The 16290-nt window shown below is 43.6% G+C and carries 18 protein-coding genes; 5 read left to right on the forward strand and 13 right to left on the reverse strand.

Annotated elements, in window-relative coordinates:
- Positions 1–66: 66 nt before the first annotated feature.
- Positions 67–327 (forward strand): type II toxin-antitoxin system ParD family antitoxin, encoded by a 261-nt coding sequence (locus ACO05P_RS06075; RefSeq protein WP_421754112.1) that lies wholly within the window; start codon positions 67–69, stop codon positions 325–327.
- Here ACO05P_RS06075 and ACO05P_RS06080 read toward each other — a convergent pair.
- The 4 genes from ACO05P_RS06080 to ACO05P_RS06095 all read right to left on the reverse strand — a co-directional run bounded on the left by ACO05P_RS06080 (position 324) and on the right by ACO05P_RS06095 (position 4551).
- On the reverse strand, positions 324–929 hold the full coding sequence (locus ACO05P_RS06080; RefSeq protein WP_421754113.1) for an SAM-dependent methyltransferase: 606 nt from the start codon (positions 927–929) through the stop codon (positions 324–326). The two genes, ACO05P_RS06075 and ACO05P_RS06080, sit on opposite strands and share 4 nt — an antisense overlap.
- Positions 929–2341 carry an MBL fold metallo-hydrolase gene (locus ACO05P_RS06085; protein ID WP_421754114.1) on the reverse strand — a complete coding sequence of 471 codons (1413 nt, stop codon included), beginning with the start codon at positions 2339–2341 and terminating at the stop codon, positions 929–931. Before ACO05P_RS06085 ends, ACO05P_RS06080 begins: the two co-directional genes overlap by 1 nt.
- Positions 2342–2402: 61 nt before the next feature.
- Positions 2403–3194: a sulfite exporter TauE/SafE family protein gene (locus ACO05P_RS06090; protein ID WP_421754116.1), complete on the reverse strand. Its 792-nt coding sequence runs from the start codon at positions 3192–3194 to the stop codon at positions 2403–2405.
- 94 nt (positions 3195–3288) lie between these two features.
- Positions 3289–4551: an FAD/NAD(P)-binding oxidoreductase gene (locus ACO05P_RS06095; RefSeq protein ID WP_421754118.1), complete on the reverse strand. Its 1263-nt coding sequence runs from the start codon at positions 4549–4551 to the stop codon at positions 3289–3291.
- A gap of 222 nt (positions 4552–4773) precedes the next feature.
- On the opposite strand from ACO05P_RS06095, the gene ACO05P_RS06100 reads away from it, so the two are divergent.
- Positions 4774–5739: a DUF2167 domain-containing protein gene (locus ACO05P_RS06100; RefSeq protein ID WP_421754119.1), complete on the forward strand. Its 966-nt coding sequence runs from the start codon at positions 4774–4776 to the stop codon at positions 5737–5739.
- 33 nt (positions 5740–5772) lie between these two features.
- Here ACO05P_RS06100 and ACO05P_RS06105 read toward each other — a convergent pair whose 3' ends face one another.
- The 3 genes from ACO05P_RS06105 to ACO05P_RS06115 are packed head-to-tail and all read right to left on the reverse strand — an operon-like array spanning position 5773 to position 7804.
- Complete coding sequence (locus tag ACO05P_RS06105; protein WP_421754120.1) at positions 5773–6942, reverse strand: tetratricopeptide repeat protein; 1170 nt, start codon at positions 6940–6942, stop codon at positions 5773–5775.
- Between the two features lie 53 nt (positions 6943–6995).
- Positions 6996–7391, reverse strand: coding sequence for a hypothetical protein (locus ACO05P_RS06110; protein WP_421754122.1), 396 nt, complete (start codon positions 7389–7391; stop codon positions 6996–6998).
- Positions 7388–7804: a hypothetical protein gene (locus tag ACO05P_RS06115; protein ID WP_421754123.1), complete on the reverse strand. Its 417-nt coding sequence runs from the start codon at positions 7802–7804 to the stop codon at positions 7388–7390. The genes ACO05P_RS06110 and ACO05P_RS06115 overlap by 4 nt, the downstream gene beginning before the upstream one ends.
- Before the next feature lie 137 nt (positions 7805–7941).
- On the opposite strand from ACO05P_RS06115, the gene ACO05P_RS06120 reads away from it, so the two are divergent.
- Complete coding sequence (locus ACO05P_RS06120; RefSeq protein ID WP_421754124.1) at positions 7942–8490, forward strand: NADPH-dependent FMN reductase; 549 nt, start codon at positions 7942–7944, stop codon at positions 8488–8490.
- A 56-nt stretch (positions 8491–8546) separates the two neighbouring features.
- Here the strand turns inward: ACO05P_RS06120 and ACO05P_RS06125 are convergent, their stop codons facing one another.
- The 3 genes from ACO05P_RS06125 to ACO05P_RS06135 form a co-directional block, all read right to left on the reverse strand.
- On the reverse strand, positions 8547–9095 hold the full coding sequence (locus ACO05P_RS06125; RefSeq protein ID WP_421754125.1) for a carboxymuconolactone decarboxylase family protein: 549 nt from the start codon (positions 9093–9095) through the stop codon (positions 8547–8549).
- A gap of 81 nt (positions 9096–9176) precedes the next feature.
- Positions 9177–10016, reverse strand: coding sequence for a helix-turn-helix domain-containing protein (locus tag ACO05P_RS06130; protein ID WP_421754127.1), 840 nt, complete (start codon positions 10014–10016; stop codon positions 9177–9179).
- 204 nt (positions 10017–10220) lie between these two features.
- Positions 10221–12602 (reverse strand): 7TM diverse intracellular signaling domain-containing protein, encoded by a 2382-nt coding sequence (locus ACO05P_RS06135; RefSeq protein WP_421754128.1) that lies wholly within the window; start codon positions 12600–12602, stop codon positions 10221–10223.
- A gap of 205 nt (positions 12603–12807) precedes the next feature.
- Here ACO05P_RS06135 and ACO05P_RS06140 point away from each other — a divergent pair, with 205 nt between their 5' ends.
- On the forward strand, positions 12808–13239 hold the full coding sequence (locus ACO05P_RS06140; RefSeq protein WP_421754129.1) for a hypothetical protein: 432 nt from the start codon (positions 12808–12810) through the stop codon (positions 13237–13239).
- A 5-nt stretch (positions 13240–13244) separates the two neighbouring features.
- The gene (locus ACO05P_RS06145; protein ID WP_421754131.1) at positions 13245–13709 is read left to right on the forward strand and encodes a GNAT family N-acetyltransferase; all 465 of its coding nucleotides are present in this window, start codon (positions 13245–13247) and stop codon (positions 13707–13709) included.
- Here ACO05P_RS06145 and ACO05P_RS06150 read toward each other — a convergent pair.
- Genes ACO05P_RS06150 through ACO05P_RS06160 form a run of 3 tightly spaced genes read right to left on the reverse strand, consistent with a single transcriptional unit; the run spans position 13706 to position 16246 of the window.
- Positions 13706–15022, reverse strand: a complete 1317-nt coding sequence (locus tag ACO05P_RS06150; protein ID WP_421754133.1) for a hypothetical protein — start codon at positions 15020–15022, stop codon at positions 13706–13708. The two genes, ACO05P_RS06145 and ACO05P_RS06150, sit on opposite strands and share 4 nt — an antisense overlap.
- Positions 15015–15566, reverse strand: coding sequence for an RNA polymerase sigma factor (locus tag ACO05P_RS06155; RefSeq protein WP_421754135.1), 552 nt, complete (start codon positions 15564–15566; stop codon positions 15015–15017). The genes ACO05P_RS06150 and ACO05P_RS06155 overlap by 8 nt, the downstream gene beginning before the upstream one ends.
- Positions 15566–16246, reverse strand: a complete 681-nt coding sequence (locus ACO05P_RS06160) for a hypothetical protein (protein ID WP_421754136.1) — start codon at positions 16244–16246, stop codon at positions 15566–15568. The genes ACO05P_RS06155 and ACO05P_RS06160 overlap by 1 nt, the downstream gene beginning before the upstream one ends.
- Positions 16247–16290: the final 44 nt, after the last annotated feature.

Raw genomic sequence — 16290 nt, forward strand, 5'->3', positions numbered from 1 at the left:
ATGAACAAATTTTAACCTTATAACCCTAAAGCATTGTTTAGATACCAACAATTGCTAGCTTTAAGTATGTCAAAACCCATTGCCATTGCATTAGGTGATAATCTCCAATCCTTCATTGAAAAGCAAATTCAATCCGGAAGGTATAATTCGGCCAGTGAGGTAGTTAGAGCCGCTTTAAGGGTTTTCGAGCGGAAAGAAGCCCATAAGGTCGCTCTGATCGATGCGCTTAAGAAAGGGGAGCAATCAGGCTTCACAGAAAATTTCAATCGCGAGGATTTTCTTAAAAGCATGGAAACCAAACATGCGAATCTTGAAAATAGACTCTAGTCTTTGACCACTTTATAGGCTTTAAACCGCACTACTTCTCCCAATCCCTGATGTCCGGGCCCCTCGTCTAATTTATAGCGTTTTATCTCGCTCTGGCGGATTTGCAATTCCGAAAAGTCAGCTTCCAGCATTTCTGTACTGTAGAGCATTTCCGGGTTCTTAGGTCCTCCTGATTGGAATTCTAACTGCCCCGGTGCAAAGGCTTCTAACCAAATTTCTCCGCCGGGTTTTAGCAAGTCTGCATAATGTTGGTGTAGTTCCTTTCTAAATTCTGCTGGAAAATGGGCATAGATCAAAGCAATCACATCAAAGCGTAGCTCACTTTTAAATTCGCGGGCATCGCAAATTTCATAGTGCAATTCTACTCCCTGTTCTTCAGCGAGCTCTAAAGCTTTGGCTCGACCTCTTTCCGATTGATCGAAGGCATAAACCTGCCAACCTAATTTAGCCGCATAAACCGCATTACGTCCCTCCCCTTCGGCAGGAAACAAAAGTCGCCCCGGAGGACGACTTTCTAATAAGAGTTGAAGAAATCGATTCGGCTTTAAACCATAGTGATAATCGCTTTCCTGATATTTCTGATTCCAGAATTCTGCTTGCATTATTTCAAAGTCGATGGACAAACATAGTCCGTAACAATGAATCCTGCATTTTTGATTGCATGGAATCCACCTTTGATATCGATGATATTATGGTATCCACGAGATTTTAAAATGGAAGAGGCAATTACCGAACGATAGCCACCTGCACAGTGTACATAGAAGGTTTCATCCTTAGGGAATTCGGCCATCTTGGAATTGATGAAATCCAGGGGAATGTTCAAGGCATTTTCTACATGCTCCGCTTCGTATTCAGAATACTTACGTACATCCACCACAGGTAATTTCTCTTGCTCTAAGCGATGATGCGCTTCAGTAGCAGGAATGGATTCAATTTGATCGATTTCCTTGCCCGCGGCCTTCCAGGCTTCGATGCCACCTTTTAGGTATCCCAAAACTTTATCAAATCCTACCCGAGCTAAACGAGTTACGGTTTCTTCTTCGCGACCTTCGGGGCATACCAATAATAACTTCTGATTTACATCAGCGATTACCGATCCTACCCAGGGAGCGAAATTGTCATCGATACCAATAAAGATAGAAGAAGGAATATGGCCTTGTACGAAGTCATTTTGATGACGAACATCCAATACAATCGCTTCACTTTCCTCAGCCGCTACTTCAAATTCGGCGGGACTTAAAGCACGGGTTCCCATGTGTAAAACCTCATCGATGCTGCTGTATCCTTCCTTGTTCATTTTCACATTGGCTGGGAAATATGCAGGGGGAGGTAATAATCCATCGGTTACTTCTTTAATGAACTCCTCGCGAGTCATATCCGCGCGCAAGGCATAATTCACCTTCTTCTGGTTACCGAGAGTATCCACGGTTTCCTTCATCATATTCTTACCGCAGGCAGATCCCGCACCATGACCAGGATATACAATTACCTCATCGGCCAAAGGCATGATTTTCTCACGCAGGCTATCGAAAAGTAAACCAGCTAATTCTTCTTGAGTAAGATTAGCGGCTTTTTGAGCCAAGTCAGGACGACCCACATCACCCAGGAATAAAGTATCACCAGAGTAGATAGAGTGATCTTTTCCATTGGCGTCTTTCAGCAAATAGGTAGTACTCTCCATGGTATGGCCAGGAGTGTGCAGCACTTTAATACTCAAATCACCCACCTTTAAGATTTCACCATCCTCGGCTACATGCGCATCGAAGCTTGGTTTAGCGGTTGGACCGTAAACGATGGTGGCTCCGGTTTTTTCGGCCAGGGTAAGGTGACCACTCACAAAGTCGGCATGGAAGTGAGTTTCGAGGATGTACTTGATTTTTGCACCATCCTGCTCAGCGCGATCGATATAAGGTTGTACCTCACGCAGGGGGTCAATGATTACTGCTTCTCCATTACTTTCAATGTAGTAAGCACCGTGGGCTAAACAGCCAGTATATATTTGATCTATGTTCATTGTTTGTTGAATTTAGAGTTTAGACGATAGACGATAGACGTTAGATTTTAGATTTTAGATTTTAGAGTATAGTTTCTTTAAGGAGGATGAAGATTCCCATTAAAAGTACAAACCATCCGAATCCCTTTTTCAGGGCGGTGGGTTTCACAAATTTAGTGGCGTAAATCCCCAGGAACATCCCAATTAAGGAGAATCCTGTAAAGAAGAGTAAGAAATTCCAATCGATTTCCTGGCCAGAGCCCAGATCTCCGAGGAAGCCAATCAGGCTCTTTATAGCAATAATAACAAGTGAAGTGCCCACCGCTACTTTCATTCGCAAACCTACCAACAACACGAGGGCGGGCACTATCAGAAATCCTCCACCAGCCCCAACGAGGCCAGTGACAACTCCTACAATTGTCCCTTCCAGGACTACCAACACAATATTTAAATGCTTCTTTTCAGCTTCTTCATTTTCCTTGCGACCTTTAATCATGGAATAGGCCGCGAGCAACATCACTATCGCAAAAAAGACCATAATGGCGATTTGCTTAGTGAAATGGAAATCTCCAACTGTGAACAGTTCTTCAGGAATGGCGGGTACCAAAAAACGACGGGTTAAGAAAACCGCCAATAAAGAAGGAGCGGCGAATATTAATCCGGTTTTCCAGTCCACCAGGGATTCCATGCTCTTGCGGATTCCCCCTAAAACCGAAGTTGAACCTACTACAAATAAGGAGTAAGCAGTAGCAAGCACAGGCTCAATACCTAAAACATATACCAATATGGGTACTGTTAGTATTGATCCTCCGCCTCCTAAAAGGCCCAGGGTAAATCCCATTACAATGGCTAATACGAATCCTAAAATTTCCATGCGACAAAGGTGCGCGATTGCTCAAATTGCTGGAGTAACATCCGTCACTCAAATGGCAGCCCTTATAAAGTTATAAGGGCTGCTGATAAGAGATTTAGACCTTTTGCCCCTTTAACATCTTGTTCCAATACAAATATGGCAGGCCGTATTTCTTTAACATATACAAGCGCCAATGTTCTCTTGATGAGTCTTTTATCAGCATTTGCTTCAATTTAGGATCGGGCGTAAAATTGCCTTCATAGTCGAATTCGGCCAAAGTCATTTTTCCGTAACCGGTCACCAAAGGGCAAGAGGAATAGCCCTTATAACTACTGTCGCTAGCCGCTTTATTATTGATCAATGAAAGTAAATTTCCCACTACCACCGGTACTTGTTTACGGATAGCCGCGCCGGTTTTAGCGGTGGGCAATGCTGCCACATCTCCTAAACCGAATACATTCGAATACTTCTTATGCTGAAGGGAATTAATATCTACATCCAACCATCCGGCCACGTTTACTAAATCCGATTCGCGAACAAATCGTGGTGCCTGTTGGGGCGGTGCAATATGCAGCATATCGTAAGGCATTTTAATGGTCATATCTCCATGCATCTCTTCGCCAATATCATTGCCCTCATTCACCACACATTGATTTTCTTCGGGATGAACGCTCTTAAAGGTGATCACCCGATTTTCGTGATCAATAGACTCAGGGGCATAAAAGGGTTTAAAGTGAATTCCGTAACGATCGATCACATGCATTAAGGTGCGACGGATTTCCGGCACCCCAAAGATCACCGAACCGGGGGTAGCAAATATGATTTCACTTTTATCAAGGAGGTTTTTCTTTCGCAGATAATCGGCAGCGAGATAAGCAATTTTCTGCGGAGCCCCTCCACATTTAATGGGCGTGGTGGGCTGTGTAAAGATTGCATTGCCCCCTTTAAAACTGCGCAGTACCTCCCAGGTATGCTCGGGATCAGTATAATTACTGCAAACCACGCCCTTGCCTAATGATTCCTTTAAACCGGGGATGAGCTCCGGAGCCATAACCAAGCCTGGAGCCACCACGAGAAAATCGTAAGTCAAACTGCCATTCTCGGCGGTATCTACTTTATTCTCCGCTGCATGAATGGCGGTAGCCTTATCTTTTATCCATTTCACCCCCTTGGGCATAACTGAGGCCATGCTTCGGGCAGTTTTGGACAATTTAAAATCACCCGCTCCCACTAAAGTCCATGCAGGTTGATAGTAGTGCATATCTGAGGGATCAACAATCGCGATATCCAATTTTGAATTGGCTTTTAAGAGTTGAGCCGCGGTCATAATGCCTGCCGTTCCTCCACCGATAATAACAATTTGAAATGCGTTTTTCATAATATCCATATTGGTTCTAGCCTGTGATATTATTAAAAGCTTAAATCGATTTTGGTGATCATTGACACTAAGACCCTCTCTATCAAGCTGAAAAGCGCGCCCTTTCTATAAAGCTCCCAAAGGACTTTACATTTCTATAGAGGAAGTATGAGGACCTATATTCCCCTGAACCGGAATTCGTAAAAGCAAACTTGTTTATTATTGCAGGCAAAATTGACCAACATGAGAAAAACCTTAATCGGCCTGAGCCTTCTGCTATTGGCTGCAAGCAATTTAAAAGCCAGTGACTCCCTTAGCACAGCGGTAGACAGCACGGCTCTCGACAGCATCAGCCTACAGTTTATTGATGAGATCAATGCTTATTTCAAATTCAAGGATAGCCTGGATAATGCCCTGAACTTCGAATTGGGAAGTATTCAATTGGGCGATGATCTGGCGACCTTAAATGTGCCGGCCAATTTTATGTACTTGGGTAAAAGCCAGTCAATGCAAGTACTCACTGATGTTTGGGGCAATCCTCCGGATCAAAGTGTTTTGGGTATGATGATTCCTAAAAACACCAGTGTATTGGATGATAGCACCTATGCCATTATCATCAGCTATAGCGAAGAAGGATATGTAGATGATGAGGATGCGGAAGACCTGGATTATGATGAATTGATGGAAACCATGCAAGAGGATGCTCAAGAGTCCAATTCTATTCGTATTCAACAAGGTTATCCCAGTATTGAAGTAATTGGCTGGGCCGCTGCTCCCTATTACGATTCTGAAAACAAGAAATTACACTGGGCCAAGGAACTCTCTTTCGATCATGACAGTGCCCATACCTTAAACTACAATGTGCGAATTTTAGGTCGCCGTGGTTATTTGGAATTGAACTTCATCAGCGACTTGCAGATGTTGGATCAAATTAAATCCGAAATGCCCGAAATCTTACCGGCCGTTAACTTTAATGAGGGAAATCGTTACAGCGATTTTAATCCGGATATGGACAAGGTTGCGGCCTATGGTATTGGCGGCTTAATTGCCGGAAAGGTCCTAGCTAAAGCCGGACTCTTTGTACTCTTGGCTAAATTCTGGAAGATTATCGCCGTAGGTGCGGTGGCCCTATTCGCCGGTATTCGCAAGTTTATGGGCGGTAAGAAAAATGAGCCTGTAAATACTATCGACAAATCGGAGGAAGCCTAGAATTCCCCCAATTCTTACTATAAAGGTGTAGCATTATTCCGCTTGGAAATGCTGCACCTTTTTTATTTCAGATATACGCTCCCGGCTGTAGGCCAAATATTGGAAAGGTTCCTCCTGACCTTTTTCCAGGAATTGCTCGTAATAAGAAAGAGCGGTCGTTTTACTCTTGTATTGCTCATCATAAGCTCGAGCCAGATAATACAGCATTAAGGGCGATTCATTGGCCTCGTAAACCGATTTATACAAAGGAATGGCTTCGGTATAACGCTTTTCCTCATCGAGATACAGGGCTAAATTGAGTTCATAGACCGGAATCGCTTTGGAAATTCCCGCTTTGATGGCCGCCCTTAAATAAGCTTCTCCCGCTGCATTGGCATCCTGGGCAAACTTGCTGAGCGCTAGATAAAAATACAAGGTCTCGGGATCCTGAGTTAATTGTACCGCCCGCTGCAAGGAGCTATCTGCTAAAGCATAGTTTCCGTTATGATAGGCCGCAATGCCTTGCATACGCATCAGACTGTAAGTCGAATCTGCATCCAGCTGAAAAAGAGCCGCACTCTCCATTAAAACCTCCGGATATTGCTTTTGGATAAAGGCCGATCGCAAGGCTAATTGACGCAGTAATTTCGAATCCGGCTCAGATTGAAGATTGAGCTCCAATAAAGAATCAGCCTGCGCATAAAATTGAAATTCCAGATATAGATTGATCAATTGCGCTTGGATCCAGCTATCCTTAGGATTCAATTGAGCGGCATCGATAAAAGATCCTAAAGCACCCACCGGATTCTCCCTTTTAAGCTGCAACTGCCCCATCAGTTTATGGAAATACGCATTCGTGCTGTCTAAACTGAGGAGCTTCGAATAGATCCGAAAAGCCTCATCATATTCCTGGACCTGGTTTTCCATTTGGGCCCATTGCAGCCAAGCTTCTAAGGAAGTTGAATCTAAATCGGTCCAGGCTTGATAAATGGAACGCGCTTCATTGCTATAGCCCAAAGCCCGATAGGTAGAGCTGGCTAAGGCATAATAAGCTTCTGATTTTTGGTCTTCTACCGGCAGGGCATTTAAAAGCGAAAATGCCTTTTGATATTGATAGCTCGCTAAAGCCTCTTCAATTGGCTTTAAAGACTCCTGCCCTTCTTGAGCCCACAATCCAGGACTTTGAATCAAGAAAATGAATACTAAGAGGTATGGGATTTTCATTGCGGCAAGATAGGCATTTCCGTCATTCAACTAAATAGTTAGTTGAAATAGTACTAGCTAGTCTTCTCGCTGGCGCCTATAGCGATAAGCTCCATTGCTGTGAATGAGATTGCCATTCTCTTCCACATAATAGCGCTCCTCCTTCGAGCCTTTGGGATAAAACGCAGGTAAATGGAATCTCCTTTCAATTTCCACCTTCCTCTTTGCACATACATGGTTTCTGTAAAGCCTTCATTGCGTTCTTCAAAGCGGCCCCATGACTTCAAGTCCAAAACCCGTCTCGAAAAAACAATAGGCATGATGTGACTTTCAGAACCATCCGAATTTTCGACTATACGACCGGGTTCTCCATCCTCATGTATATACAAACCTTTGAGCTCAGAAGATTTCCAATCCTTTTGATCCGCCACCAAGGCCATTAAAAGAAAAACAGCTACTAGCGCTTTCATAAATTATGGTCCTTGCGAAACTCCGCTTCTTCTTCCGACTTATCGCCTTTCAGAACTTCGTAAATCTGTTCCATGTCTGACTGACTAATCCGACTGGGCAAGACCTTTACTTTATGCTTAGCTCCCGCCAGGTATAGAATGCCCGAACGGTTTTGCCATTCGTGAATTTCATCCAGCTTAATGCTGCTCTTCATGAACAATCCCTGACTAAAAACTCCGTCTTTGATTACGACATAGGGTCTTTTCCATTCCACATAAAAGAGAAAAGAAAAGCTCATGCCAGCCAATAAGAAAAGGGCATCGGGTGGACCGAGCGGAATACCACTGGCTACTTTATAGATAATAATGGCATACCATAGGCCTGCCAATACAAGATGTCGATAAACCCTGGATTTGCGAATAAAGATTTCCATGGCTTGAAAATACTAAATTCTCAAATCGAATGCTCCCTTCCCATTTCTAATGAGCTTCCGCCAATCCCATTTCAGCCCATGGTAATTGCGTGGATTCCTTTTAACTTCGGCGTCAATTGCGCTAATCCTCTATTTGAATGAATATCAGCATCGTTTCGAGCAGCACCCGTACCGGAAGAATCAGTCATCGCATTGCACTTGCCCTTCAACAGGATTTAGAACAGCGAGGCCAAGAAGTAAATCTGATCGATCTGGCCGCAATCAATCTGCCCCCTTTCGAAGAGCGTTTGAGTAGATTGGAAACTGCTCCAGCAGAATTAACAGAGCTCAACGAAACTTTAATGGCCACCGATGCCTTCATTTTCTTGAGTCCGGAATACAATGGCGCCATTAGCTCTGGCTTGAAGAATTTTATTGATGTTTTCGCCAAGGATCCCTTTATGCATAAGCCCATTGGCGTAGCCACCGGCTCTACCGGCAGTATGGGAGGTATTCGCGCTGCCTATCAATTACAGCAGAACATTCTTACCTGTCATGGTTTTCCGCATCCGCAAATGCTTACGGTTGGCAATATGGATAAGGTTATAGATCCCGATGGTTTCATCGTAGATGAGCCTTACCGTTCCAAACAAAGTAAGTTTCTAGACCTCTTTTTGGTCTTTGCTGATAAGCTGAGTAGGAAATAAAAAACCGCCCCTCTTTGCAGAAGGGCGGCCACCAACCAAAAAACCTAAGGCTTCGCTTAAGACAAGGCTTCTTCTAATTCAGGGGCAGTGGGAAAGTCCACTGGAATCTGAATAATATTATGCAGGTAGTTCATTACGATCTTATCCGCCACAGCCAATACCAAATCCACTAAACTTCCACGGTCGTAACCCGCTTCGTAAAAAGCGCTCAATTCGCGATCCACACTTTTTCCCTTAGAGGCTACAATAGCCAGGCTTAAACGGGCCAGGGCAGCTAATTTGCTATCCCAGCTTATTTGGGCACTGCGGATATCCAGGATTTGCTCATCGCTAAAACCATTCATCTTGCCAATGGCAGTATGCGCTGCCTGGCAATATTTACACTGATTGTATTCACTTACCACCAGGTTAATCACCTCTTTCTCCTTATTGCTGAAAGAAGTTTTAGCCCCTTGAAATTGCAGGTAATTAGCCAAGCCAGTATCAGAATGCGCCATGCTGGCGTAGAGATTCGGTACAAAGCCTAATTTGGATTTCAGGTTATCAAAGATTTGCTGATTCGCATCGGCTACTTCATGGCGTTCGGGTACATCAAAAGTGTTCATCTTATTCGTGTTTTTAGATTAATCAATTTGAACACTGCAAAGATTCAACTGCTTGAAGAGCCCATTCTAGGCCATTTTACCTCAAGAGTTAACCTTTTTTCCCTTTAGCCGGATAAAGGCTGCCGGACTTAGACCTTCCTCCCTTTTAAAGAAGCGACTAAAGCTTTGTACATCTTCAAAACCTAATTCGAAAGCCACCTCCTTAACACTTAAGTCGCCCCGAATTAATAAGCGGCGGGCTTCCAACATGCGCCGATTCTGTATGTATTCTAAAGGACTTTGATCAGATAGTTTTTTAAACTGATTGGATAAGGTTTTGGGAGAGCGATTGAGCATTTCTGCATAATCAGCTACACTGTGTTTTTCGCGATAATGTTGCTCTACAAGGAAATTGTATTCCCGAATTAAATCCAATTGCGCCCCTTCTGCCTCCATTTTGCATTGCTTTTTATACAAGCGGACACTCAAGATTAAAAAACGCTTGAGCATCATTTGTAGCATCTCACCTTGAAGGTGATCGGTTTTAATAAACTCCAGAGTGAACATGCGATACACCGTTTCGAATATCTCAATCTCTTCGGCCGGTAAATCCATGCGCGGCAATTGCTTGGAGCCGAAAAACAGCAGGCCCTTGCAACTCACCTCACTATCATGATCAACTATACAATAGAAGGATCGATTGAATTTTATCAACCGCGCCTCTTGAATGTCTATTTCCTCTATTTGATGAAATTCGGTGAGGCAGATTAGCTCATTGCGATTGAAGCAATAATTCTGGCCATCGATCCTCAGGTGATTCTGATCCTTAGTAAACCACAAAACTAAGAGGGCACTGGGTACTGGATCTAAGAGAGCACCTAAATCTTCCCCGCTTAAGGTTCCAATAGACAAGTACTCATCTGTATTCCCGCGATAAATCATATTTCAAATTTCTTCCTCCTATAGTCGTAAGGGAAAGGAAAAATTGACAAGGAAAAGGGAAATAGCGCTAAGGCTCTTGCGGTCAGCCACTTTCATCTTTGCAGAGCTATAAGGAATTCGGATCGAAGCAAGGTGCATCGACCAAAAAACTCAATTTTCAATTATGTTCAAGTATTTAAAGCCGGGCCTCTATGGCCTTTTTTATTAACTGGCAACCCGCATTTTTCCCGTCAGCTCATGAATTTTCTGCACCAATTGCTCCTTCCGAACGGGCTTGGTCATGAAAGAATCCATACCGGTTTGCAAGGCCCGTTTTTGGGTCGACATAGTAGCATCGGCGGTAACGGCAATAATGGGAATTTTCTGATAGGCCTCACCTAATGCGCCGGAGCGGATGGCCGCGGTGGCCTCATAGCCATCCATATTAGGCATCTGCAAATCCATTAAGATGATGTCAAAGGCTTTATCCGACATCTGCTGTAAAGCGAGCAAGCCATCATTGGCTATTTCCAATTCCAAATTTGGGATAGTTGCTAATAAGCGCTTCAGAATCATCTGATTCATCACATTATCCTCCGCCACTAAAACCCGAATTTTGGTGCTATCCGGAATTTCACCTTGATAAGCCCTAAGGTCGAAGCTCGAAATGTCGAAGTCCATCTCCATTGCTTCCTGACTCATTGGCTTTTCTGCTTCCTTAACATGGGCCAGACGCAAATCTAATTTCACATTAGTTCCCATGCCGGGTTCACTATCCACTTCTATTTTGGCTCCAAACAATTTTACAAGGTGCTGTACAATGGTTAAACCGAGACCCAGGCCTCCATAGCGACGTTTGTTGTTGAGTTTCATCTGATTAAAGCTTTCAAATATTTGACTTAATTCGGCTTGCGACATTCCGATACCAGTATCGCTGAGATTCATTCGAATCCGGCAATGCTCCCCTTGATCAGTGCAATGCACCGTAAGGCGCACTGAACCTTGAGCGGTGAACTTTACCGCATTGCTGATCAGGTTATTGAGGATTTGGCGGAAGCGTTTTTCATCACCTTGTAATTTTTCGGGGAGTTCATCTACCATTACACAATCGAATGACAAGCCTTTTTTACGCGCCTCAAAGCCCCAGGAATCTGTTACATCTGTAAAAACCTGCAGGGGGTCAAAAACCGAACTTTGATCCAATTCCAATTGTCCCTTCTCAATCTGTTCAAAGTCCAGAATATCATTCACATTGCTCAAGAGATTGAAAGAAGCACTACGCACAATGCGGTAATTCTCCATCTCTTCCGCTCCTAATTCCCTTTCCAATTGCTCAGTAGCGATGCCTAAAATGGCATTAATGGGAGTGCGCAACTCATGGGAAATATTAGACATGAAATAGGTCTTCATGGCCGATATATCTTCCGACTTCTGTAAGGCCTCTTCTTGTGAACGCTCTTTTTCTTCGCGAAGCTTCCCAATAAGATTAGTCATGGACAAGGACAGGAAAACCACTTCCAATGCAATTCCGAATTTGGCGCTATTCTGAATCCAGAAATTATTGGGCAGCATACTTAGATTATTGAGTACAAAGGCCAATAATCCCATCACTAAAAAGAAAATCCCAGTTAAGAAAAAGGGATCTACCCGCTGTACTCTAAAATGCAAGTAGACAACCGTAATCAATATTAAGATCAAACTCAGCAAACCATTGATATTGCTTAAGTAATAGCTCCAATACAGGGTGGTATCACTTAGGTAGATCAGAACGCCAACCAGGGGAATTGCCCAATAAAAGAAGCGGAAGAGATTGTAGATGGGGGGAAGTAATTCCTTCACTTTCAAAAAACTGGCAGAGTAGCGCAAGAGGAAGAAATTGGTAAGCACTCCACTTAAGAGGATAATCTGGCTACCGAACTTCGATCCGGAGGAAAACAAATATTGGTAACTGAAACCATCCAAGGAACCTTGCAACATGGCAATGCTAATCACATAAAGACCATAATGCAGAAAGGCCTTCTCCCTTAAACCGGTATAAAAGAAGAGGTAAATCACCGCACTTAGGAAAAGCATTCCATAAAAAAGCCCCAGAAATAATTGTTCGCTGTATTGCCGTTTATAAAAGGCTTCCTCGCTATAAATCTTTGGCTGCAGGTCTAAGGTCTCTCCATCGCTTTTATAGTGAATCAAATAGGATTGATTGGATTCTGCACTCAATTCCAATGGAAATACATTTAAGCGATGGGCCTTACTTCGCTCCTCGAAAGGAATACGATCTCCGCCGCGCCAAATGGCTTTTGGATCATTAGATTGATACACCTCGATATAATCCGTAACCGGTCGCCCTAACTCCATAAAACCCTCAAATTCATCGGACTGAGGGTTCGCAATATTTAATTTCAACCAATAATGCTTGTTGCTAAAGCCTTGCTCCGTTTTGCCATGCTCAGGAATATGAAAGGAATCTTTGGGAAACGCCTGGACATCTTCTATGCTTAAAGCCGATGAACTTGAGAAATAACTGACTTGAACTTCCAAATCAGAATTCTGTGCAATGCTAGCCGTGCAGACAAGCAGCAAAAAGATAAGAGGGGACAGGAATTTCATAGGCGGCTTTGATTTATCTACGACAAGAACCTCTAATCGGATTCCATCATCATTGAATTTTATCTCCCTAATGACCAAATACTTAGGAATTTGTTCACTTCTGTATCTAAATCTTACAATTTTGTATTTCAATGTACTTCCTATTGAAAAGCACAAGACTTTATTTTTTTTCTGACCTTTAGGGTCCCTTTCGACCAATGCTTATATGAAAATCAAATCGCTCTTCCTGCTTTTCTTGGCTACCAGCCTGGGGTATCAATTAAAAGCCCAAGCCGCAGAGTACCATTTTTGCGTACAAAGCGATGCCTATGAAACTTTTAAAGCTCGCGTAGTTTTTAGAGGTTTGGATTTTGGAGAAGCTTCGGCCCGAATGATGGTTCTCAATGACTTAAGTGCGGTATTAGAAGGAGAATTTAAAGTGACCGCCTTTGATGAACACTGCGATTGCTACGGCGATTGCCCGCAAGTTGAAGTAACCTCCAAAGATTGGGATGGTAATATTGGTAATCGACAAGAAGGGGTCAATGGCATGTGGGGTTCGGCTGTGGAAATCACCGATAATATTGTATCTGAAGGCAAGGCCCTTTGGAATAATCCCGGTCAATTTCTAATGACCCGCATTTTAGGTAAAGACTAAATCCTTTGGAACTTGATGAATTCATAGTTCCGGTATTAGAAGATTCCTATATCGAGGATTTAATGCGGATATGGAACTCGGAGTATCCCCGTCAAATTGCCTATCAAAATAAATCAGAACTCGAATCCTATTTAGCTTCCCTAAACCAAGCTCGTCATAAGCTCTTATTGAATACTGAAGGGCAATTAAAAGCCTGGTTCTGTGTGTTTCAAAGAGATTCGCTCCCCTGGTTTGCCATGCTATTGGATCGTGATATTCAGGGAATGGGGCTCGGAAGAAAACTATTACAAAAGGCACAATTTGAGGAGCCGCTGCTCAATGGCTGGGCCGTTGATCATCCTCATTATTTAAGGGCAGATGGCAGTGCTTATCCCTCCCCGATTGATTTCTATCAAAAATTGGGTTTTAAAAAGTCGGGGAAACGTTTTGACGAAAATGGCTTATCACTGGCTCATATTCTCTGGCCTTAAAAGCCATAGCGCGTGCCGATATACAATCCCCAGGAACGATAGAGTGTCTTGTTAAAATCGGCTGGAATTCGATCCGTTCCCCGATACAAGTTGTTTAAGCTAAAATCTGTCATCAAGCCATAATACAAGACCAAATCCCCGCTCTTCCATTCCTGACCCACTTTCAGCTCCATGCCCCAGGCATCTCCATAGGATTCAGTGCGGTTTAAGCCCGCTTCTTGAGCTTGATGCAAAAATCCATAATAGGGCTGCACCCCTAAGCTTAATACCGGCCATTTACTCTGTGGACCAAAGCGGAAATGATGGTTTAATCCAATGCCAATCCGACGGTAATTCAATTCCAACTTACGGTCTACATACTGCCCTTCTTCGTAGGTATTGTAATGAAACACCCAATCGCGGGACTGCTGCCACATCAGATTTAGAGACCAATCCGGATTAAGGCGATAATATAATTCGGCGCTAATGGCATTGCTGTATACCGCATTACTGCGCACCAAACTTCGTGGGTCCAAACTCTCACGATACAGGCTATTGCTCAAATAATCACGTTGCCAGCTATAGCGTAGACCCAGTTGCCAGGCCTTGAATCGCTTTTTGGGATGGGTCCTAAAAAGAGGCTTGGGCTCGAAATCCCTTTGCTTTAAGAGTAAGGATGGTTTTTCCAGACCCAAATCAAACCAATCCCTAAGTTCCAGTTCGGCTTCCAATACTTCTGCATCCCTGCTTTGCTCTGCCAGCAGTATCTGCTCATCATCTGCACTAGCCACTATTGATTGATTAGTATGGAGACCATTTCCATTTGAATTTTGGAATGCATATAAACCTGCTTCTTTCGTTTCAGCAGGCTGTTTTGGGCTCCTATCTAGAGGTATTAGACTTTCGTCTGATGGGGCAGTCACATTATTAATCTGATCAGGATTCTGGTTTAACTCTTCATGATTAATGGGAGCGGACTCATCCCCTATGGATTTAGAATCCACCGTACTTGACCACCACCATCCAATGCTAAACAAGAGCAATAGCACCGCTGCCACCCGGCTAAGCACCCGGTACAAGCGCTGGCGGTTCAAATAAGAATCTATGCCCTTCCAGGCCTTATCAATGGTTAATTGACGATTAATGCCTTCCCAAACAGATTCGGGGGCACTGGAATCTTGTTCTGCAAAGGAGTCACGTACTTTTTGATCCATCTGGCTTTCATCGCTCGACATAGATCGATCCATCGCCTGCCAGATTCCCTCCGGGGCTTTTAGGTCCGCTGCTTCGAAGCTATCGCGAATCTTTTGATCTATGTTGGGATCCTTAGCCATTTAATTTTTGAATTCGCTCGCGTAATAAGCCTCGCGCCCGATTTAATTGTGATTTAGAAGTTCCTTCACTAATACCCATTAAGTCTGCAATCTCACGGTGAGCATAACCTTCTATGGCATAGAGCTTAAGCACCATGGCAGCCTTATCCGGTAAGTGATTAACCATTCCGATTAATTCTCGCGCCTGAATGCCCGAAAGCAGATCATCGGTACTGTGCTCTTGCTTTTCATAATATTCGCGGCTTACCTCTTCCTTGCGGCGCTTAGAGCGGTAATATTCCAGGGCTTTGTTCACTATGATCCTGCGAATCCAACCCTCAAATGAACCTTCGAATTTGTAGCGATCCAGGTGGCGAAAGCAATTGATAAAACCATCTTGCAGAATATCCGCTGCTTCATCATCATCCTTAGCATAAGTCCAGGCCACCCGATACATGGTATCTGCAAACTTTCGATATAAAGCCTCCTGATAGAGCCGGTCGTTCTTTAAACAGCCTTCAATCAGATCTTTATCGGGTAAATTTTGCAATTGGCCCAGGGTCATCAGTAGATAGTTAGATCATTGAGTTCATCAAGGCGATTATCAACCTCAGTAAAGATTTCACTGTTTACCGAGCGGTTAATCAATAAAGTACTTTCTCCGCCGATGCTAATCCGCTGGGCTGCTTCCAATTGCTCTGTGCGTACTCCTGAAAACCAATGTTGAGGGTTTAAGCGTAATAAACCATAATAAGAGTTCCCTTCCTCTATAACGATCTCCTGATCTCCAAACTGATCCAATGCCAGAAGGCTAAATAGCTCAAAACTATCAACCTCCAATCGCAAGGGTACCCAAAGGCCAGTAGAATCTTGAAAACGACCTAATACTATTAAAGTGGGGATATTGGCCGAAGGAATCTCAAACTGCAATCGAATGCTATTGTAAATTCCCTGGGGTAAATCGAATTGTAATCTGGGATAGGCCAAGGAATCCAAAGGAATTTCCATTGCCGGGGAATATCCATTTTGGAAGAAATAGTCTTCGGCTTCCACCCGATCGCCATCGAGCTGAAAACGCGAAATGCGCAGCAGACCACCCTCAAAAAAGAGCCGGTCTAATTTTCCTCCTTCACGATTTACATCGGCGGCAAAGATTAAACTTTGCGGTGCCTTAAGGTCATAACTTTTATCGGCAGAACATGCCTGTAAAAAGATAATGAGCCCTATTAATTTCCACTTCTTCATTTGCTGTCTTCGTCCCTTAGACGGAGCTCAAAATAAAATGGTTG

It is taken from the genome of Croceimicrobium sp. (assembly GCF_965228705.1).
Classification (GTDB): Bacteria; Bacteroidota; Bacteroidia; order Flavobacteriales; family Schleiferiaceae; genus Croceimicrobium.